Raw genomic sequence first — 20,747 nt, 5'->3', positions numbered from 1 at the left:
AACTCCGAATGGGCGGCCCTACATATAAAGAGGCCGTGCTTCATTCGACAGATCCGGGGCAAGCCGTGCCGGGGCTTCGAACGAGCCGCGAGGAAGACATCCCCGCGACCCGAACGAGGAAGTGACGTTAACCGGTCACATTGAGATGAGCGAAAGTGAGGCCAAAAATGGCAGAAAAAGGAGGAAACACGATGCATATGAGTGGGGGGGAAACTATGAAAACCCGTGCTACCACCACTGGCACCGTTACGGAAAAACTCCGCACTGCTGCCACTGAGGGGCTTTACAATCCAGCCAAGGAGCACGACGCCTGTGGTGTCGGCTTTATAGCTAACCTCAAAGGCGCAAAATCTCACCATGTGGTACAAAGCGGCCTTCAGATCGTTGAAAACCTGACACACCGCGGCGCCGTGGGTGCTGACCCTCTGATGGGTGACGGTGCAGGTATGCTGACCCAGGTCCCACACGAGTTATTTAAAGAAGAATGCGCGAAGATCGGCTTCGAACTGCCAGAAGCAGGCGAATACGGCGTAGCATTCCTCTTTCTTCCACAAGATAAAAAGCTCTGCGAGCAGTGCGAAAGCATCGTTGCGGAATGTGTATCTGAAGAAGGACTTGAGATTCTAGGCTGGCGTGATGTTCCAGTCGACAATTCTTCTTTGTCCAAAGCACCGGATATTGCTGCGACTGAACCGGTCTCCCGTCAGTTGTTTGTAACACTACCAGACAATACTGATGGTGATGTTCTGGAGCGTCGTCTCTTTATCCTGCGCAAAGTCATCTCCAACGTTGTGCGCGAGAAATGCGATGCCGTAGATAAAGGCTTCTACATCGTCTCCTTCTCCAGCCGCACCATCGTCTACAAAGGCATGTTCCTCGCCTACCAGCTTGGCGCCTACTACGATGACCTGCGTGATGAGCGCTATGTCTCTGCCCTGGCATTGGTCCACCAGCGCTTCTCAACCAACACCTTCCCATCCTGGGATCTGGCTCACCCATACCGCATGGTTGCGCACAACGGTGAAATCAACACCCTGCGCGGCAACGTAAACTGGATGGCAGCCCGTCAGGCATCTGTGTCTTCTCCGGCATTTGGCGATGACATCAACAAGCTCTGGCCAATTTCCTATGAAGGCCAGTCTGACACTGCATGTTTCGACAACGCATTGGAATTCCTCGTCACCGGCGGTTATTCCCTCGCACATGCAGCAATGATGCTGATCCCGGAAGCATGGGCCGGCAACCCGTTGATGGACGAAAACCGTCGCTCCTTCTACCAGTACCATGCAGCTCTCATGGAGCCGTGGGATGGTCCGGCAGCGGTTGCGTTCACGGACGGTCGCCAGATCGGCGCAACGCTGGATCGTAACGGTCTGCGCCCTGCCCGCTACATCGTGACCGACGATGACTTTGTCATCATGTCTTCCGAAGTTGGCGTTCTGGACATTCCAGAAGAGAAGATCGTTCAGAAATGGCGTCTGCAGCCAGGCAAGATGCTGCTGATCGACCTGGAAGAAGGCCGCATCATTTCCGACGAGGAAATCAAGCGCCAGCTTTCGACCGCACACCCATACAAAGACTGGCTACACCGCACTCAGATGGTTCTGGAAGAGCTCCCACCTGTGCGTGAACGTGCACCGGTTGCTGGTGAAACTCTCCTCGACCGTCAGCAGGCATTTGGCTACACGCAGGAAGACATCAAGCTTCTCATGCAGCCAATGGCGACAGTTGGTCAGGAAGCACTGGGCTCCATGGGCACAGACACCCCTGTGTCTGTACTCTCTGACAAGTCCAAGCTGCTGTACACCTACTTCAAACAGAACTTCGCGCAGGTGACCAACCCACCGATCGATCCGATCCGTGAAGAGCTGGTCATGAGCCTCGTGTCCTTCATCGGCCCACGCCCGAATCTGTTTGACCTGAAAGGCCTTTCGACCTCCAAGCGTCTGGAAGTACGTCAGCCGATCCTCACCAACGCTGATCTGGAAAAGATCCGCGCGATCGGTGATATCGCTGACAACCAGTTCCAAACCAAGACCCTCGACATCACCTACTCCGCCGAAAAAGGTCCGGAAGGTATGGAAGAGGCTCTGGAGCGTCTGTGTGAACGCGCTGAGAAAGCAGTACATGGTGGTTACAACATCATCATCCTGTCTGACCGCGTAATCTCACGTGCCCGCATCGCAATTCCGGCACTGCTGGCAACCGCTGCAGTCCACAACTACCTGATCCGCAAAGGTCTTCGTACCTCCGTTGGTCTCGTGGTTGAAACCGGTGAAGCACGCGAAGTACATCACTTCTGCGTACTGGCTGGTTACGGTGCAGAGGCAATCAACCCATACCTCGCGTTCGAAACAATCCGCTCCATGCACTCTGAGGGCTACTTCCCTGAGGAAGTGGATGAGCACGAAGTTGTTTCCCGCTACATCAAAGCCATCAACAAAGGCATGCTCAAAGTCATGTCCAAGATGGGCATCTCCACCTACCAGTCCTATTGTGGTGCGCAGATCTTTGATGCAGTTGGCCTGAACTCCCAGTTCGTCGAAAAATATTTCTTCGGCACAGCAACCACCATCGAAGGCATCGGCCTGGGTGAAGTGGCTGCAGAAACTGTTGTTCGCCATCATGACGCCTTTGAGGACATCCCAATCCTGCGCCGCTCTCTGGATGTTGGCGGTGAGTACGCTTACCGCTCCCGTGGTGAAAGCCACATGTGGACTCCAGACAGCATCGCAACTCTGCAGCATGCAGTTCGCAACAACCTGCCAGAAAAGTATCTGGAATTTGCGAAGGAAGTGAACGAGACCTCTGGTCGCTTCACCATCCGTGGCATGTTCCGCGTGAAATCCGCAGAAGAGCTGGGTCGTCGCCCGATCAACATCGACGAAGTGGAATCCGCAGAAGACATCGTCAAGCGCTTCTCAACCGGCGCGATGTCCTTCGGTTCCATCTCTCGCGAAGCGCATACGTCGCTTGCGATTGCCATGAACAAAATCGGCGGCAAGTCCAACACCGGTGAAGGTGGTGAAGAAGCAGAACGCTTCAACCCGCTGCCGGACGGATCTCCAAACCCGATGCGTTCAGCAATCAAGCAGGTTGCTTCCGGTCGCTTTGGTGTAACCACCGAATATCTGGTCAACTCCGACATGATCCAGATTAAAGTGGCACAGGGTGCAAAGCCGGGTGAAGGCGGACAGCTGCCAGGCCACAAAGTGGATGCAGTGATCGCGAAAACCCGTCACTCCACCCCGGGTGTTGGTCTGATTTCGCCGCCACCACACCACGACATCTACTCCATCGAAGATCTGGCACAGCTGATCTACGATCTGAAGAACGTGAACCCAGTTGCAGACATCTCCGTTAAGTTGGTGTCAGAAGTGGGCGTTGGCACAGTTGCAGCAGGTGTTGCAAAAGCACGTGCAGACCACATCACTGTCTCCGGCTTTGATGGTGGTACTGGTGCATCTCCGCTCACCTCTCTGAAGCACGCTGGTTCTCCTTGGGAAATGGGCCTTGCTGAAACCCAGCAAACCCTCGTTCTCAACGGTCTGCGCTCCCGTGTTGCTCTGCAGGTAGACGGCGGTCTGCGTACAGGCCGTGATGTTCTCATCGGTGCTCTGCTGGGTGCTGACGAATACGGCTTCTCAACTGCACCGCTGATTGCAGCAGGTTGCTTGATGATGCGTAAGTGTCACCTGAACACCTGCCCGGTTGGCATCGCAACTCAGGATCCTGTCCTGCGCAAGCGCTTTAAAGGCACGCCTGAGCACGTCATCAACTACTTCTTCTACGTTGCAGAAGAGCTGCGTGGCCTGCTGGCTGAGCTCGGCGTCAAGAAGCTGGACGACATCATTGGTCGCTCCGACATGCTCGACAAAGAGTCTGCGATCAACCACTGGAAATCTCAGGGTCTTGATTTCTCCAAGATCTTCTATCGCCCAGATGCAACTCCGGAAGAAAGCCGTTGGTCCATGCTGCAAGAGCATCCGATCAATGACATCCTTGACCGCGAGCTCATCAGGAATGCAGCACCAGCACTTGAAAGCAAAGAGAAGGTCTCCTTCCCTGCGCAAATCAAGTCTGTTGACCGCTCCGTTGGCGCAATGCTCTCCGGTGAGATTGCAAAACGCTACGGCGCAAAAGGCCTCAAGGACGACACCGTTCACATCGCCATGACCGGTACTGCAGGTCAGGCATTTGGCGCGTTCGTTGCCAAAGGTGTGACCATCGATCTGGAAGGCGACGCGAACGACTACGTTGGTAAGGGCCTCGCAGGCGGCCGCATCATCGTACGCCCACCGGCAAACACCCGCATCGTGCCGGAAAACTCCATCATCGTCGGCAACACCGTTCTTTACGGTGCAACCAGCGGTGAAGTGTACTTCCGCGGTGTCGCAGGCGAGCGCTTTGCTGTTCGTAACTCCGGTGCAACCGCTGTTGTCGAAGGTGTTGGCGATCACGGCTGTGAATACATGACCGGCGGTGTTGTTGTTGTTATCGGCCAGACGGGCCGTAACTTCGCAGCAGGTATGTCCGGTGGTGTTGCCTACGTTCTGGACGAAGACGGATCCTTCAACTCTCGCTGTAACCTGGCGATGGTTGAAATCCAGCCAGTGGAAGAAGAAGACGACCTGCTTGAAAAGCTGCACCACCATGGCGGCGACATCGAGCACAAAGGACGTGTGGACCTGTCAGCTGACATGACACGTCACGACGACGAACGTCTGCGTCTCATTCTTGAAAACCACGTGAAGTATACTGGGTCCACGAAGGCAGCAGACATTCTTGCCAACTGGGAAGAATGGCGTCCGAAATTTGTGAAAGTTATGCCGGTTGAATACCGTCGCGCGCTTCAGGAAATGAAAGCTGCGCGTATGGGCCTCGCGGCTGCGGAATAAGAGGGGAAGACATGGGTAAGGTAACTGGCTTTTTGGAGATCGACCGGCAGGAACAGAAGTACCAGCCGGCATCAGATCGCATTCGCCACTTCCGTGAATTCACGGTTCCGCTCTCACAAACAGACGTAGAGCGTCAGGCCGCGCGTTGTATGGATTGTGGTGTTCCTTTCTGTCACGGTCCAACCGGCTGTCCGGTCAACAACCAGATTCCGGACTGGAATGATCTGGTGTTTGCCGGCGACTGGGAAGAAGCATCTCGCAACCTGCATTCAACCAACAACTTCCCGGATTTCACAGGACGTATCTGTCCTGCGCCATGTGAGGAAGCATGTACGCTCAATCTGGAAGACATTCCGGTTGCGATCAAAACCGTTGAGCAGGCAATTGTAGACCGCGCCTTCAAAGAAGGCTGGATCAAACCTGAGCCAGCAACAACCAAGACCGGTAAAACCGTAGCCGTCATCGGCTCCGGCCCTGCAGGTCTGGCAGCGGCTCAGCAGCTAGCACGCGCAGGTCACACCGTGCACATCTACGAGCGTGAGCCACGGGCTGGCGGTCTGCTGCGCTACGGTATTCCTGACTTCAAGATGGAAAAGCACTACATCGACCGCCGCGTCGAGCAGCTGGAAGCAGAAGGCGTCACCTTCCACTACGGCTGTGAAATCGGCAAGGATGTAGAGTTTGAGGAAATCTACACCCGTCACGATGCAACACTGCTGTGCACTGGTGCTGAGCGTCCGCGTGATCCGGGCATCCCGGGCATGGACCTCAAAGGGGCCATGTACGCAATGCCATTCCTCGTACAGCAGAACCGTCGCGTAGGCGGGGAAGACATTTCCGAGGAAGATCCATACTGGGCAGGCGGCAAACACGTTGTTGTTGTTGGCGGCGGTGACACCGCATCTGACTGTGTGGGCACCTCCTTCCGTCAGGGCGCGCTCTCTGTAACCCAGATGGACATCCGTCCTATGCCTCCGCTGAAGGAAGACAAGAACCAGTTCTGGCCGTACTGGCCAACCAAGTTCCGCACGTCTACCTCTCAGGCAGAAGGGGCCGAGCGTGAGTTCTCCGCAGCTACTCTGGCTGTGGTTGGTGATGAAGACGGCGTTGTAACCGGCGTTAAGTGTGCTCGCGTGGATGAAAAGCGTGTTCCAATTGAAGGCACCGAGTTCATCCTGAAAGCAGACCTCGTGCTGGCAGCCATCGGCTTCTCCGGTCCAAACATGGAGACCTACATCAAGGAAGCTGGCGACGAGCTGGAGCTGGACCCACGCACCAACGTGAAGGCGAACACTGAAGACTACAAGACCTCCATCAAAAAGGTCTTCGCAGCTGGTGACGTTCGCAAAGGTCAGTCTCTCGTGGTCTGGGCCATCCGCGAAGGCCGTCAGGCAGCGAAGTCCATCGATGAGTTCCTGACAGGGTCTTCCAACCTGCCACGCTAAACATAGCGGATAATTTAACAACAAAGCCCCGGAAAGCCCCGCTTCCCGGGGCTTTTTGATAGCATGATGTACGAGTTCTCTGACTTGCTTCTACAAGCACCAACAGCACCACATGGCAATCCATGCAGTGGTGAAGCAGTTTTCCCGAAGATCGGGAGGAGCAAGGCGGCAGGCAACACCTGCGCTACTTGTTAGATATGAGTCTTCGGCATTGGCTACGCGCCTTGCCCGGGCATTTTGGTATGGCCAACATCGCCTCTTATCCTGAAAGGCACGATAGCCGGTTTCCCGGAAAGACAACGGCTTTGCTCAGATAAGTTTCCGTATCCAAACAGGTCCGCTACCCCTGACATGCACTGCTCTGACCAGCAAATGCCACTGCGTGATGCCCTTCAGGCTTGGGCCCTTCCTCTCAGACCATGCAGTCACGCCTGAAAATCGGTGCCACCGGACCTCTGCAAGATGCGTTACCCCTCACAAAAGCCCCACCCAGCCCACGACACACCGACGGACGGCCCGCCAGCAGCCCGTCACGTGGGCATGCAATGAGTATGAGACCACTTTCAAGCAAGGGGGATAAGTTTTTTGGATATTCTCTACGCTTCAGCAATCACTCTCCCCCTAGAGAAAGGAGTAAAGTGTCATGCCCAATGGCGCATCAACAACACTAGGAACCGTGACGTTGAGCCCATTCTAGTCATACGCGATGACAATAGTCTTCGCGGGGAGAGCAAGTCGTTTATGATCAATTGCTGCCATTCAAACTAAATTTGGTCACTTCTGGCCGGCATGTAACTTCAACCATAGGTCGAACTTAGTCTACTTGTTGCTGAATGACCAATCCCACCATTTGAACTGTCCTTAGGTAGCCCTAACGTGACATCGCCGCGGTTTCCGGTTGTTGCCTTGTCAAACAGAGTTCCAGATTAAAAGTAGTAGCCTAACTGGGCAAAAGATTGCGCAGTTTTTGAATAAATTACTTTCGGCTCAAGGCTTTCGTCCACAATATTGTTATCACAGACTGGATGTTAAAGCCAAAAGACGCTAATTAAATAAATACAACTTTAAGTAACTGCCCCGGAGATATTAAATTGAGACAAAATGGTTTTTCCGACTTAAAACTCAATTTGAGGAACGCGATTGAAAAGGGGGTGGTGAATGAAACTGTACTTTCCAACTTGCTTCCAGATGGAAAGCCTCATAATTCGGAATCTGGTCTCTGGGACTACAAGGCCGAAATTTCTGAACTATCCGAAAATCCTACAAAGGAAGAAAAAATTGCTCACAAGGCGGCATACGCGGAAATTACAAAAGATGCGATTTCCTTCTACAACGCTTGGGGCGGTTATATTCTCTTTGGGGTTAAAGACTCAGGCAAAGATCGAATTATTGGATGCGATGCAATTGTCGACACGGACGAACTGAATAAGAAGATCCAAAGCTCTACCGGCGTGCAAATTGAGTGTATTTTTGAATTAATTACATTCGGAGATAATACACTAGGCTTACTCTTCATTCCAAGACGTCCAAATAATTCGCAACCAGCTTGCTTCAAGAAAGATGGCCCCAAGCATAGCAACGGCAAAAAGACATATTCTCAAGGGGTGTACGTTCGGGTTCTTGACGAATGTAGGCCAGCAGCTGCTACTCACGAAGATTGGAGTTTTTTGTATTCTGACAGAAGCCTATCTGCATCTGAGTTTAAACCAGAAAAGAACAGGATCCCAGCAAAACTCCCGCCCAAAGACGGTGATCTGATCGAGTTTGTCGGCAGAAATGAAGAACTAATCAAATTACGTGATTGGTTATGTTATCCTCGGAGCCCTGCTAGGCTTTTGACCGGCATTGGTGGGCTCGGGAAAACAACTATTGCCTACGCCTTTGCAGAAGAAGTTATAAGGTCTGGATTCAGCGAATTAGAAAAAGTCATTTGGGTCACAGCCAAACGAACGACTTTTTCTGCGCTACAAGGGAAACTAGTTAAGACCAGTAGTTCGGATTTTTCCGACCTCGCAGAGCTTCTTGTACAGCTTATCATCTATTTAGCAGGGCACAGCTCAATCCCACATGATGCCGACATAGATGAACTAACAGAGGTACTTGTCGACATTTTAGCTTACCATCCATCACTCATCATAGTGGATGACTTGGACAGTCTATCACCTGAAATTCAACGTGAATGTGCTGCCCAACTAACCCAGATTGCAGCTCGTACCGTTGATAGAGACCATGCACCAAGCAGGTTCTTAATGACTTCTAGGCTAGATCAGGGGTTGTCACCCACAGCTGTTCTCAAAATAACAGGATTGGATCTAGAGGCTTTTTCTAAACACATTCACAACCTTAGCCATCAATTCGAACTTCCAAAAGTCACCGACAGACAAATAAAAAAAATGCATGCGATTACGCAGGGGTCACCATTGTTTGCAGGTTCACTTATGCGGTTAGTCAGTCTAGGTGAAAACATCAGAGATATTTGCACTACTTGGTCGGGTTCTGACGGTGAAGACGTTCGTGTGTTCGCATTTAGGCGCGAACTTGAGAGACTAAACCAAAGAGCGGCTCAAGCGTTGTATGCGGTTTTACTGCTAGGAGAAACCACGCTAGAAGACCTCGAAAGTGTGCTTGAGGTTGCCCGTAAAACATTGAGAGATGCAGTTTCTGAGTTACAAGTATTTCATCTAATTGCAAAAAATGAAAGTCGTTATGGAGATACGATCCTTATTGCTTCAAAGGAGCTTATTTCCGTCACAAGCATATTGAAAAAGCACATCACGGATGGAGGTAGGTCCGTGGAAAAAGCGTGTGCTAAGATACGATCTGAGAACAAAAATAACGAGCGGAGTATTGGCATTCAAATTCGAAAGATTGTTGACTTTTGGAAGGAAGATGACTTCGACTCGGCTCTCGTGGTCGCTAAGGATTTGCGCAAAGCTAATCCAAAAAATGGAGATGTTGCATGCGTTCTCGGTGTGACTTACTTAAAATCAACTCCACCTCGTTACAAAGAAGCAGAGGAAATTCTTGATTTCGCTCGACAAGCTTCGTGCAGTCGCCCAGAATTACAATCAAGCTTATTGTCGGCAAAGGCAGGTGCCGAGAACTGGAAAGGACTGCTTGAATATTCCCAAAGCCTACATTCGCATCATTCTCGAAAAGATGAAGTCTTAAACCATTTTTTATTGGCATCCAAAAAACTAATGGATGTAGCTAAATTAAGAGGCGATGCGAAAAGAGAAGCTGAATTAGCAATTAATGCGATAGAGCGAATTGAAATCAAAATATCTGGCCAAACACTTAATTCAGAGTATTTTAATTCGCTACGAAAGACACAGGAAGACATTGCCAAAATCTATATATCAATTTTGAAGGCTATGTATCATCGTCCTGGTGATCAACTTAATGTTTTTTCAGGAATTATGAGGCTAACAAGAAATCGCGTCATTCGATTAGACTATATTCGTGAAGCTTGCTATGCGTTAAAAAATTGGTGGATAGATGTTGAGGCCCGCCCAATTTTTGATCACTCTGCATATCAAATATTACAAGATAAGCTGGATGTATTACGTCAGGTCAGCAATCTAATTTCTAGTAATGCCACTCACTACTCGGAGGTCATTGAATTGGTAAAATTGACTGAAAGAGATGTGTCATTCAATGCAGGAAAACACCAGACGCAAATGGCTCATTAGAAAGTGATCATATAGCAGGCAGTCTTTCGCCTTCAAGCTATGCGATTATCAGTATTCTATTGATAAGTAGTTCTATTTGCTTATTCGGTATAAGCATCATTATGTTCTTACGTGGTTTGGTCATGCAGCTACTTGTTGAAAACATCGTGGCGATTAGTGAAGCTATTACTATGATGGTTCGGAATGATTATCTTACTCAAATGTTGGCCAAGGGTCTCATCGGCCCACATCAACTCAAAGTAGAAATTATTAATGTCCGGTAATGGCTCCGATGCTGGCAAGGCTTCTTAGTTTGCTGAGTTTTCGCGTTACAACGAACGCCCGTATCCTCTACTAAACCGCTTTCAGCTCAACACTTTATCACTCCCCCACATCTCCCAGAGGCTGCTTAAAGAGCTTTAAGCAGCCTTCACGTTTTCCAGGAAGCTGGCGACTTCGGAGCGTAGGTTTTCGGAGAGAAGGCCGAGTTTGCCGGCGGCCTGATGCAGGTCGTTTGAGGCATCTTTGGTGCCCTGGAACTCGCTGTCCAGATCCTGCATGTTTGAGGCGACCTGAGAAACATTCTGGTGCGCACTGTTCAGATTGCGGGAGATATCATCCGTTGCCTGCCTCTGCTCACTCACCGCCTCATTGATGCCAGTCGAGAGAGAGTTGATCCGCTCAATGGTCTCCCCAATGGAGCGAATAGCCGTCACCGCCTGCTCAGCCACCTTCTGCACCGACTCAACCTGAGTTGAAATCTCTTCGGTTGCTTTCGACGTCTGTCCGGCAAGGTTCTTCACCTCACTTGCCACAACGGCAAAACCCCGGCCAGCCTCCCCTGCCCGTGCCGCTTCAATCGTCGCGTTAAGAGCCAGCAGGTTGGTCTGATTAGCAATCTGGTCGATCAACTCAATCACTTCGCCAATTGCTTTACCGCTCTCTGCAAGGCGCCCCACAATCTCGTTGGTCTTGTGTGCATGCTCCGCAGCATCCTGCGCAAACTGGGCAGCCTGAGTGGTGTTGTCACCAATCATACCGGAGGAGTGTGAAACGCCTTCCGCAGCTTCAACTAGCTCTTCAACCGAGGTCTGCGTGGTCTGCGCCACATCGCTGGAAGACGCCATGGCACTGTGCGCGCCCTGAACGCTTGCGTCCAACTCTCTGGAGCGCGTCTCAACAGCCTGGCTGATCTCCAGAAGATCATGCACCACATGGCCGACGGAGGCTTCAAACTCACGCGCAACACTGGCTAAAGCTTCCTTGCGCGCATCCGCAAGTTCCAGCTCCTGCTGCATCTTCGCAGCAGCATCCGCTTCAGCTTTCTTTTTCAGCGCAACTCGGAACTGAGCAATGGAGCGTGCAATCGCACCAATTTCATCACCCCGTTCAGTGCCTTTGATCTCTGTATCCAAAGCACCATCCGCCAACGCATCCAGCCCGCCTTGCAGCGCTGCCATATTCGTTCGCATCCCCCGCGCAATCACAACCGCAACAACAAAGAACAGCGCACCAACAGGCGCACAGACCATCACGATGAACATCAGATTGTCGACAAGCAGCGTTTCCAGCGCACTCTGCCCATGATCAGACATAAGCTGAGATCTCAACGTCTCGTCCCCCAACGCAGACGTCAGCGCGTTATAAATCGTAACGAAGGAAAATAGCGTGCCGAGCGACATGATTGTCATGGCCATAAACACGACCAACACAAACTTCGCCACCATCGACAACTTAAAAACATGCGGTTGGGTAACCATCAAAAGCCCCACTTCACCCATAAGTTGAATGTGAGTAATGTTACCCATGTATGTAAACAGAACACTACCAGCAGGGTGTGAATTGCATGTATTTTCAAAAAAACAGCGATAAAATTTAATTTTTTGCAGTTCTTCTTGAGTGACTTCTAATATTAACCGCTTACACGCTAAAAAATACTTCAGATATTAAAATCCGGTCCAGCGCGTATCATCAGCCCGTCCGGAAACTTCTGGCAAAGCTTCACCAGATACAGTCAGCTTAAACAGATCACTCCCTGCCGCTGCTTTCCCGCCCTTGTCATCCGGCCCGATCAGCTTGGTTTCAGGGGACGTCAAACGACCTGTCAGAACAATGAAGTTAGGATCATCTTTCACACCTTCAAAGATGAAGGCGGTCGCACTACCAAAAATGCGGGCAATCTCACGCTCAACAAAGTAGGCCACTTTCCGATACCCGGCCCACGTGAAGTAGACACCGTCTTTCGAGCGCAAACGCCTGCTCTTACCGGTCACATCCGGACCATGCGTGGTGTACTCGCCATTGTCATCCTGAAAAGCGGCCCAGATATCAACGAAGATACCACCTGCCGGTTCCACTTGCTCTTTGAACAAGTCATTCAGATAGCTGAAGTTCGCACTCGTCAGGTACTCCTCAGCAGGCGCAAGGCCAACCCAGATCAGCGGCAACTGTTCATTGCGAATAGCTGCAACCAGGGAGGCGGTCCGGAAGCGATATTCCTTCTTCCACTCCTCCCCCTGAAACTGCAGCTCCTCAGCATAGGTCGCGGGCTGACCATCAATCACCCCTTGCTCGACAACACTGATATTCCGATTGTCGCGTGCACCAAGGGCAACAACAACAAGGCCAACATCCTCATTCTTCAGCGAAGCAGCCACATCTTCCGGCCAATCCGGTTTTTTGACCGCCACCAGCCCGGTTTGAGGATAAACCAGCTTCTTCACTTTGATGGAGGGTGTCTCGGCATAAACAGCCTTCAGACCGTCCGCCAGCCCCATCGCCAGATCATCACCAACAACCAGCAGAACTTTTGCGTCCTTGCTCTTCTCTTTCTCGACGATCTTCGGCGCGTTCACGACAGCAACGCCACCACTACGGTTTTTGCGGGTATTGCTTCTGCGGCGCTTCTTTTTGGAGGGATTCGCCTGCTCAATCCGCTTATTGCTGCCACCGAACAACCAGCCGAAAAACGACTTGTTGCCCTTCTTAGGCGCGTTTGCACTGTTGCTGCGCACCTGAGCTGCAACGTCTATAGGCACAACAGAAACGCTGACAAAGCAAAGGCTTACCAGCGCTACAAACACAAGTGACAAAAAGGATCGTTGCATATCCGCGAGTCTCCAGCAGGAACCAACCACCACCATTGGCTTCCTGCAATTAGGAAACCCGATTATGTTCTACCTTGCAACCTATTAAGAAGCTTTATTGAATCGTGACCATCTGGAACAAGTCCTGAGGCTTTTTGATAAGCCTGAATCGCCTGACGAGTCCTCTGGCCAATCTTACCGTCAACGGCACCCGGCTTATACCCCATTTCACTCAGACGCTTCTGTAGTGCTTTCTTCTCACTGAATGTCAGAGGACGATCTCCACGCGGCCAGTCCGCAACAAAACCGGAAAGCCCGAGCAAACGATCAGAAAGATGTCCAACACCAAGCGCATAGGCATTGGAGTTGTTGTAGCGTTTGATCACGTAAAAATTCTTGAGCAGCAGAAACGCAGGGCCATTTGCCCCGGCAGGCGTATAAAGCCGCGCCATGTCTCCGCCTCGAGGGAAGTCCGAACCACTCGCCCGCTTCACACCCAGCTTGCTCCAGCTCGCAAGCGACTGCTGCTTGCGCTGGTTGCTCAGGCGATAATTGAAGTTCTTCGGCAAGGTGACTTCATAGCCCCAGGTCTGGCCGGACTGCCAGCCCATCTTGTTGAGATAAGCCGCTGTCGACGCCAACGCATCCGGAATGCTGTTCCAGATATCGCGCTTGCCATCACCTGTAATATCAACCGCATAGGCTTGGTAGGTGGTCGGAATAAACTGTGTATGCCCCATCGCACCAGCCCAGGAACCCTGCATCTGCTGCGGAGAAACATCGCCGTTCTGCAAAATCTTCAGCGCTGCAACCAACTGCTTGCGCGCATATTTCCCACGACGCCCACCATTGTAGGCCAGTGTCGCCAATGCCCGTGGTGTAGACCGTACAATCGCTTTGTTGTCGAGAATACGCCCGTAGGAGCTCTCCATGCCCCAGATCGCCAGCACCACATGGCGGTTCACGCCGTACTTGCTCTCGATCTTGTCGAGCCAGCCAGCCCACTCATCGACCATCCGGCGGCCATGCAGCACCCGATCCTGCGAGACCGCGCTATCCAGATACTGCCAGATTGCACGGGTAAACTCAGGCTGGTTCTCAGCACTCTTCTTGATCCGCGGATCAGGAGTCATGCCCTTAAACACACGATCATAGAGCTGAGGGCTCACGCCCTGCGCAACCGCAGTCCGCTTGAAGCCTGCAATCCATTTTTGAAAATCACTCCCTTGAGCAAAGCCGTAGGAGCTACTGAAAAGTAGAAACCCAGCGCACAGGACAGCTGGCAAAGAAGAAAATCGCATGAAGCTTTCTCCAGTCACCCGATTGGGAGTTTATTGAGCGCATGCCGCGCAGTCTTTTTGCTTAGCCCTCGGAGGCATTACTGCCATGACTGTCAACCATGGTAAAAAAAAGGCCGTTTTTAATCAAAACCCCTTTTTAAGCTTGTCAATTCTTACTAGATGCGTCCGTTGAAAATTAACGCACTCTAAATAACGCATAAAATCAGCGTCTTATCCGAAGGCCCGCTTCTATGAGGCTGCTGGTGTAATTGCTACCAGCAGTGGAACTCTCAAACGCACGGAATGTATAGCGGGAAAGCAACGCTGCATCCTTGGAGAACGCCCACACCAAACCGAATGACCCGGTTCCTTCCTGCTCAACAATATCCACCCCTTGATACGTTCTGTAGGTGTAGCCAAGCTGAACATCTCCAACCAGATCCTGCGTGAACTGATGCGCATACCGCACATCCCCCGCATAAAGGATGGAACCTGATGCTCCGCTGATGTTTGTGCCAGCAAAGCTGGTCGCGCCACTGACAGTCACAGTATCACGGCGTGTCGGGGACCAAACAAAGGCACCATCAAAAATGAAGCCCTGCAGTGCATCCAACCGATCATCATCCAGATACTCGGCCCGATAGCCAACACCAAACTCACCACGCAGCTTCGGCCCGCGGTCAATGCTCATACCAACCTTGGCAAGGTATCCGCGCGAAGTTCTGTCAAAACAGGATGGATCACCGCTGCAATCTTCATCGTATTTCCGAACCAGAAAGCCACCTTCCAGATACGGTTCAAACGTCGCGCCATTATCAAACGAAGTGCGCAGGGTTGCATCAAACACCGTGTTATCGCGCGGCTGTGAGCTGCTCATCTGCCCGCCATAAACCGTTCGGTCGACCCCAATGCCACCACGCAACTGCACAACAGAAACCTGCCGGCTTAAGGAAAACCGCCCGCCGATCTCCTGAACAGAGTTGGTCCGTCCGGTTGTCGCTTCATTTTCAGCAGAAGACCGCTCTTCGCGAGAGAAGGAGTAAACACCCTCAACATCAGCAACTGTCAGATCACTCAGATCAAGCCGAACATTACCGCGTCCGGTGATGACAGGCTGGTTGTTGTCAGGTTCATTAAAGAAAGCCCGCAGGCTGCCGCGCAGTTCCAAACCAAGCTCATGGCGCTCCCAGTCAGAAACCACACCAACAGCAGCATCAACCTCATAGAACCCATCAGGCGTACCGCCATTTGCTTGCTCGGCATTGTCAGTCCAGCCCAAACCAGCATCAAATGAAGGTGTTAAACGCAGAGAATCCAGTTGGATGCCAACAGGCCGATCCTGAACGGTCTCTCCATCAAAGACCCCTTCATCATCAATCCCGCCCCCACCAACAGGACGTGACAAACGCGAAACGGCTTTCACTCTTTCAGAAAACTTGGGCGCCCGACTGCTCCGGCTTGTTCCGGTCAGCTGCTGCCCAACAGTCGAAACAGGAGGGCGTGCGCTTGGCCGCTGGAGCCCTTCTTCGACTTCCTGCTCAAATGGCTGAGCATCAGTTTCAGAGGGAAGCTCAAAACTAGAACTCGGATCATCTTCAAAGGACAGGCTTTCGCGGAACTCAAAATTGCTGGTTTGTGCAACTGCATCTTGGAGAGAAAAAGCGCCCAGCATCAAAACACAGGTCAGACATGACCTGGCTCGAAGAGCTCTCAAAACCTCAGGGCGCAACCGCATAAAATATTCCAGCAATCCACCTTCAAATGAAGGAAATTCAACCAGCCCCACACTCGCCGAACATGGTTAACGTTTCCTTGCTACAGGACGCTCTACCCTTGATTGTTTTCTCAATTTAAATTTGCTAGAGGGTAAACCAAGTCTTGCCCCAGAGTGTTCACAATGCACTCTTATCTAGTGCAGGAATCTTGCTGCAAAAGCGTCATAGTGCTCATCAGAGCCAAGCTAAGAAGTAATGCCCAATGCATATGCCATCTTTTCTAACGCATGAAGACCGTCCACTGCGCCCGGCAGAGGAGTGGATCCAGTCTGCTGCAAGGACAATCGAAACTGAAGTTGCCGCGCTTGACGCGCTTCAGGCGAGCTTGGCGAACGGTTTGGCAGAACCTTTCACCAAAGCGGTAGAAACCATCGCTCATTCCAAGGGCCGCGTTATTGTGTCCGGCATCGGCAAGAGCGGCATTATTGGCACCAAGCTGGCAGCAACACTCGCATCCACCGGCACGCCAGCCTTCTTCGTACACGCAAGCGAAGCAAGTCACGGCGATCTGGGCATGATCACCGAAGATGATGTGGTAATCGCATTGTCCTGGTCAGGTGAGACTCAGGAGCTTGCAAGTCTTTTGGGCTTCACGCGTCGCTTTAAGGTGCCGCTGATTGCACTGACACGCAACGCATCCAGCGCACTTGGGTCTTCCTCTGACATCTGCCTGACCCTGCCACAGGTTCCGGAAGCCTGCCCACACGGTCTGGCACCAACATCCAGCACCTTGATTCAGCTGGCACTGGGTGACGCGCTGGCAATTGCTCTTCTGGAAGCAAAAGGTTTCACGGCTCAGGACTTTAAGGTCTATCACCCGGGCGGCAAACTTGGTGCGAGCCTGATGCATGTAAAAGACATCATGCACACCGGCGATCATTTGCCTGTGGCTCAGTCTGGCATGCTTATGAAGGAAGCCCTCGTCCTGATGACGCAAAAGGGCTTTGGTGTTCTTGGCATTACAGATGCAGCTGGCAAGCTGATCGGCATCATCACCGATGGTGATTTGCGCCGCCACATCAGCCCGGACTTCCTTGAAAAGGCCGTCGAAGATGTGATGACCCATAATCCGAAGACCATCGAGGAAACTCTGCTGGCACCTTCTGCTCTTGAGATGATGAACTCTCTGAAAATCAGCTCGCTGTTCATCGTGGAAGATGGCAAGCCGGTTGGAATCATCCGTACACTGGATCTTCTGAAGATCGGTGCGGCCTAAACGCTGGCACGAATGAAACAGACAAATGCCCGGGATGACCTCATCTACGGGCATTTTTGATTCCTGCCATCACTCACCGAAATACATCCGTTATTCTGCCCAAACGGATTTTTCCCATTTATTAGGATTTGGTTAGCCATAATACCCCAAATTAATACTAGTTAAATTGCCTCATCAAAGGCGTGCATTCGGGTAAGCTAAATGGATCTAGCCACGATCATCGGCGTTATTGCTGCTTGCGTAACCGTGCTGATAGCTATTTTTCTGGGCGGAAGCTTCAGCCAGTTCGTTGACCTTCCTTCCATTCTGATTGTTGTCGGCGGCGGACTTGCAGCCACGCTTGTCAGGTTTCCCTTAAATGGATTGCTGAGTGCCTTTGGTATGGGCGCAAAACTCGCCTTCACCCACAAGAAGATCGAGCCACGTGAGTTGGTTGAGAACATCGCTCATCTCGCAGAAACCGCTCGTAAGGAAGGCCCACTCGGTCTCGAAAACGTTGAGATTGAAGAGCCAACCCTCGCAAAAGGCATGCAGTATGTAGCTGATGGCTACGACTACAATCTCATTCGCGATTCCATGGAGAAAGAACGCGACCTCTACCTGACCCGCCTGAACGAAGGCGCACGTGTGTATCGCGCGCTCGGTGATTCCGCCCCGGCCTTCGGCATGATCGGAACGCTTGTCGGTCTGGTGCAGATGCTTGCGACCATGGATGATCCATCGACCATCGGCCCGTCCATGGCGATTGCACTTCTGACGACGCTTTACGGCTCTCTCATCGCAAACGTGGTGTGTATTCCGGTTGCTGACAAACTTGATTCCAAGTTTGAGCAGGAAGAACTCAACCAGACACTCGTGATCGATGGCGTGCTACAGATCCGTGAGAGCAAAAGCCCATCCCTCATCCGCGAAATGCTGCTGGCGTACATCCCTGAGAAGGGGCGCAGCGACATGATTGAAGCAGCGGCTTAAGCGCTCCGGTAAGGGGGGAACACCATGGCAGGCAGAAAAAAACAAGCACCCGCAGGCGCTCCGGGATGGATGGTGACCTTTGCGGACTTGATGTCCCTGCTCGTGTGTTTCTTCGTTCTGATCATCTCATTCTCGGTACAGGATAAACAGAAGCTTCAGGTTGTTGCTGGCTCCATCAAAGACGCATTCGGCATTAAGCAGGTGACGAAACGCGCTGGTGTTCTGGAAATTGAAGGCGTGCCTCTGCGTGACTTCATGAAAGACATCACCTACGAAAAGCAGATCACCGACGCCGACTTTGCAACAGAAAGCCACCCTGAAAAACGCAAGCAAGGCCCAGAAGCAAACACCCATACCACCAAGAAAGCTGATATCGAAAAGCCACGTCAGTTTGCAACGGCGGCGGTTTCCCTGCGCCAGGCATTTCAGGAAATGCCAGAGATCACCGAGATCTCAAACAACATCATTCTTGAAGAAACTGATGAAGGTCTCAACATCCTGATCGTCGATCAGGAAGGCCGCTCCATGTATCCGGAGGGGTCCAAGTATCCCTATGAGATCACTAGACGCCTGCTAGCTAAAATGGCACCTGTTCTGGCCAAACTGCCAAACCGTGTCCGTATCACAGGCCATACCACCACGGGGCAGCTGATCACCTCACCGAGTGAAACCGGTTGGGAGCTTTCAGCAGATCGTGCCAACACCGCCCGCCAGATCCTCTCCGAGTACGGCCTTCCGTCCAACAATATTCATTCTGTGGTGGGAAAAGCTGATACGGAGCCTCTCTTCCCGAATGACCCGTATCTTGCAGCGAACCGCCGCATCTCTATTTTGCTGATGGCAGAAGAACCTCCGCTGCCACCAGATTTCAATCCATATCAGTAAGGATCAGGCTGCATCACTTTCAGGTGCAGCTTCCACGATCAGCGTGGTGCCTTCCTGGCCAACAACCTTCACATGCGCACCTGCTGGTAGATCCGGACCGTTCACACGCCAGACAGAATCGCCAATTTCAAGCGTACCCTTGCCGTGGGCCAGTGCTTTCTTCAACACGAACACACGCCCTTGATACCGGCTACCTCGCTTATTGAGATAGGGGTCTCCCTCACCATCGTTATTTCTCGAGGTCAGACGTCGTCCAACAAGAAGGAAACCGAGGGAAAGCACACCCCACAGCACCAGCTGCCAGCGCCAGTCGATATCAAAGTACGCGACAACAGCCCCAACAACGAGAGCCGCTGCCCCAAACCAGATCAAGAAAGAGCCCGGCACAGCCAACTCCAGCCCTACAAGAAGCAGCCCGGACGCAAACCAGACCCAGGGTTCAATACTGTTTTGGAACAGCTCAATAAGCATGGTGATTAGCCCTCTGAACTACCTGTATTTGGGATACGGCTGGAGCTACGCTGCTGCGACTCTTTCAGCGCTTCCTTACCAATCTCAGCAATGCCAGCAAGGCTGCCAATCATGCCAGTCGCTTCCATTGGCAGAATGAGTGTTTTCTGGTTTGGAGATTTAGCAAGCTCGCCAAACGCTTCAACATACTTGTTGGCAACAAAGTAGTTGATCGCGCCCATATCACCCTCAGCAATCGCCTTGGATACAACTTCGGTCGCCTTCGCTTCAGCTGCAGCCATACGCTCACGTGCTTCCGCATCTCTGAACGCAGCTTCCTTACGGCCTTCCGCTTCCAGGATCAGGGACTGCTTAACACCTTCTGCCTTCGCAATTTCAGACTGACGGTCACCCTCAGCTTCCAGAATTGCCGCACGCTTCTCACGTTCCGCTTTCATCTGGCGGGCCATCGCATCCACCAGATCATCCGGCGGGTTTATGTCTTTTATTTCAATACGGGTAATCTTCACGCCCCAAGGCTCACAGGCCGCATCAACCACGCGAAGCAAGCGGGAGTTGATCTCATCACGGTTAGAAAGCAACTCATCGAGCACCATGGAACCCATAACACTACGGATGTTGGTCATGGTCAGGTTCAGGATAGCATTCTGAAGGCCCTGCACTTCGTAGGAAGCCTGAGACGCATTCAGGACCTGATAGAAGGCCACGCCATTACCGGTCACAGTAGCGTTGTCTTTGGTGATAACTTCCTGAGCCGGAACTTCAAGCACCTGCTCCATCATGTTCACGCGATGACCGATCTGATCAATAAACGGGATGATGATGTTCAGACCCGGATGCAATGTTTTCCGGTACTTACCAAAGCGCTCAACCGTATAGTTGTAACCCTGAGGGACCATTTTCGCGCCAGCAAATACAACAAAAATGATCACAGCGACCAGTATGAGGACGGTAATCGAACTACCTGTCAAAATATCCATATCTATTAGTCCTTTGGAGTAATTTGCCTAAACTATCCTAGCTTTGTCCCATTAAGACCAGAGAAAAC

12 protein-coding genes are annotated in these 20,747 nt (G+C 51.8%); 6 read left to right on the top strand and 6 right to left on the bottom strand.

Features of this window, described 5'->3' with window-relative positions:
• Nucleotides 1-215 precede the first annotated feature (215 nt).
• The 3 genes from gltB to PJE062_RS19720 all read left to right on the top strand — a co-directional run bounded on the left by gltB (nucleotide 216) and on the right by PJE062_RS19720 (nucleotide 10,035).
• Nucleotides 216-4,898 carry a glutamate synthase large subunit gene (gene gltB / locus PJE062_RS19730; RefSeq protein WP_050773958.1) on the top strand — a complete coding sequence of 1,561 codons (4,683 nt, stop codon included), beginning with the start codon at nucleotides 216-218 and terminating at the stop codon, nucleotides 4,896-4,898.
• An 11-nt stretch (nucleotides 4,899-4,909) separates the two neighbouring features.
• Nucleotides 4,910-6,343: a glutamate synthase subunit beta gene (locus PJE062_RS19725; RefSeq protein WP_008551603.1), complete on the top strand. Its 1,434-nt coding sequence runs from the start codon at nucleotides 4,910-4,912 to the stop codon at nucleotides 6,341-6,343.
• A 1,091-nt stretch (nucleotides 6,344-7,434) separates the two neighbouring features.
• A complete protein-coding gene (locus PJE062_RS19720; protein ID WP_008551712.1) occupies nucleotides 7,435-10,035 on the top strand; it encodes an RNA-binding domain-containing protein in 2,601 nt (866 codons plus the stop codon).
• A gap of 398 nt (nucleotides 10,036-10,433) precedes the next feature.
• Here the strand turns inward: PJE062_RS19720 and PJE062_RS19715 are convergent, their stop codons facing one another.
• From PJE062_RS19715 to PJE062_RS19700, 4 genes are all read right to left on the bottom strand, one after another.
• The gene (locus PJE062_RS19715) at nucleotides 10,434-11,774 is read right to left on the bottom strand and encodes a methyl-accepting chemotaxis protein (RefSeq protein ID WP_208982401.1); all 1,341 of its coding nucleotides are present in this window, start codon (nucleotides 11,772-11,774) and stop codon (nucleotides 10,434-10,436) included.
• 186 nt (nucleotides 11,775-11,960) lie between these two features.
• On the bottom strand, nucleotides 11,961-13,121 hold the full coding sequence (locus PJE062_RS19710; protein WP_208982400.1) for a DUF459 domain-containing protein: 1,161 nt from the start codon (nucleotides 13,119-13,121) through the stop codon (nucleotides 11,961-11,963).
• 62 nt (nucleotides 13,122-13,183) lie between these two features.
• Entirely contained in the window at nucleotides 13,184-14,401 is a 1,218-nt protein-coding gene (locus PJE062_RS19705) for a lytic murein transglycosylase (RefSeq protein ID WP_008551443.1), read from the bottom strand.
• A 202-nt stretch (nucleotides 14,402-14,603) separates the two neighbouring features.
• On the bottom strand, nucleotides 14,604-16,052 hold the full coding sequence (locus PJE062_RS19700; protein ID WP_208982399.1) for an outer membrane beta-barrel protein: 1,449 nt from the start codon (nucleotides 16,050-16,052) through the stop codon (nucleotides 14,604-14,606).
• 305 nt (nucleotides 16,053-16,357) lie between these two features.
• On the opposite strand from PJE062_RS19700, the gene PJE062_RS19695 reads away from it, so the two are divergent.
• From PJE062_RS19695 to PJE062_RS19685, 3 genes are all read left to right on the top strand, one after another.
• Nucleotides 16,358-17,371: an SIS domain-containing protein gene (locus tag PJE062_RS19695; RefSeq protein WP_008551468.1), complete on the top strand. Its 1,014-nt coding sequence runs from the start codon at nucleotides 16,358-16,360 to the stop codon at nucleotides 17,369-17,371.
• Nucleotides 17,372-17,572: 201 nt separating this feature from the next.
• Nucleotides 17,573-18,343, top strand: a complete 771-nt coding sequence (locus PJE062_RS19690) for a motility protein A (RefSeq protein ID WP_008551696.1) — start codon at nucleotides 17,573-17,575, stop codon at nucleotides 18,341-18,343.
• Between the two features lie 24 nt (nucleotides 18,344-18,367).
• Nucleotides 18,368-19,228, top strand: a complete 861-nt coding sequence (locus tag PJE062_RS19685) for a flagellar motor protein MotB (protein WP_008551683.1) — start codon at nucleotides 18,368-18,370, stop codon at nucleotides 19,226-19,228.
• Nucleotides 19,229-19,231: 3 nt separating this feature from the next.
• Here the strand turns inward: PJE062_RS19685 and PJE062_RS19680 are convergent, their stop codons facing one another.
• Nucleotides 19,232-19,699: an NfeD family protein gene (locus tag PJE062_RS19680; RefSeq protein WP_008551319.1), complete on the bottom strand. Its 468-nt coding sequence runs from the start codon at nucleotides 19,697-19,699 to the stop codon at nucleotides 19,232-19,234.
• Nucleotides 19,700-19,704: 5 nt separating this feature from the next.
• Nucleotides 19,705-20,679 (bottom strand): SPFH domain-containing protein, encoded by a 975-nt coding sequence (locus tag PJE062_RS19675; protein WP_008551413.1) that lies wholly within the window; start codon nucleotides 20,677-20,679, stop codon nucleotides 19,705-19,707.
• Nucleotides 20,680-20,747: the final 68 nt, after the last annotated feature.

The organism is Pseudovibrio sp. JE062 (assembly GCF_000156235.1).
Lineage (GTDB): Bacteria > Pseudomonadota > Alphaproteobacteria > Rhizobiales > Stappiaceae > Pseudovibrio.
Note: the sequence above shows the minus strand (reverse complement) of the source record. Positions and strands in the feature narration are given on the sequence as shown.

What these genes read in the sequence shown, in the direction of transcription:
- PJE062_RS19725 (WP_008551603.1), top strand. Translation starts at nt 4,910, where the DNA reads ATGGGTAAGGTAACTGGCTTTTTGGAGATCGACCGGCAGGAACAGAAG.
- PJE062_RS19685 (WP_008551683.1), top strand. Translation starts at nt 18,368, where the DNA reads ATGGCAGGCAGAAAAAAACAAGCACCCGCAGGCGCTCCGGGATGGATG.
- PJE062_RS19680 (WP_008551319.1), bottom strand. Translation starts at nt 19,699, where the DNA reads ATGCTTATTGAGCTGTTCCAAAACAGTATTGAACCCTGGGTCTGGTTT.
- gltB (WP_050773958.1), top strand. Translation starts at nt 216, where the DNA reads ATGAAAACCCGTGCTACCACCACTGGCACCGTTACGGAAAAACTCCGC.
- PJE062_RS19690 (WP_008551696.1), top strand. Translation starts at nt 17,573, where the DNA reads ATGGATCTAGCCACGATCATCGGCGTTATTGCTGCTTGCGTAACCGTG.
- PJE062_RS19675 (WP_008551413.1), bottom strand. Translation starts at nt 20,679, where the DNA reads ATGGATATTTTGACAGGTAGTTCGATTACCGTCCTCATACTGGTCGCT.
- PJE062_RS19715 (WP_208982401.1), bottom strand. Translation starts at nt 11,774, where the DNA reads ATGGTTACCCAACCGCATGTTTTTAAGTTGTCGATGGTGGCGAAGTTT.
- PJE062_RS19710 (WP_208982400.1), bottom strand. Translation starts at nt 13,121, where the DNA reads ATGCAACGATCCTTTTTGTCACTTGTGTTTGTAGCGCTGGTAAGCCTT.
- PJE062_RS19695 (WP_008551468.1), top strand. Translation starts at nt 16,358, where the DNA reads ATGCATATGCCATCTTTTCTAACGCATGAAGACCGTCCACTGCGCCCG.
- PJE062_RS19705 (WP_008551443.1), bottom strand. Translation starts at nt 14,401, where the DNA reads ATGCGATTTTCTTCTTTGCCAGCTGTCCTGTGCGCTGGGTTTCTACTT.
- PJE062_RS19700 (WP_208982399.1), bottom strand. Translation starts at nt 16,052, where the DNA reads ATGCTGGGCGCTTTTTCTCTCCAAGATGCAGTTGCACAAACCAGCAAT.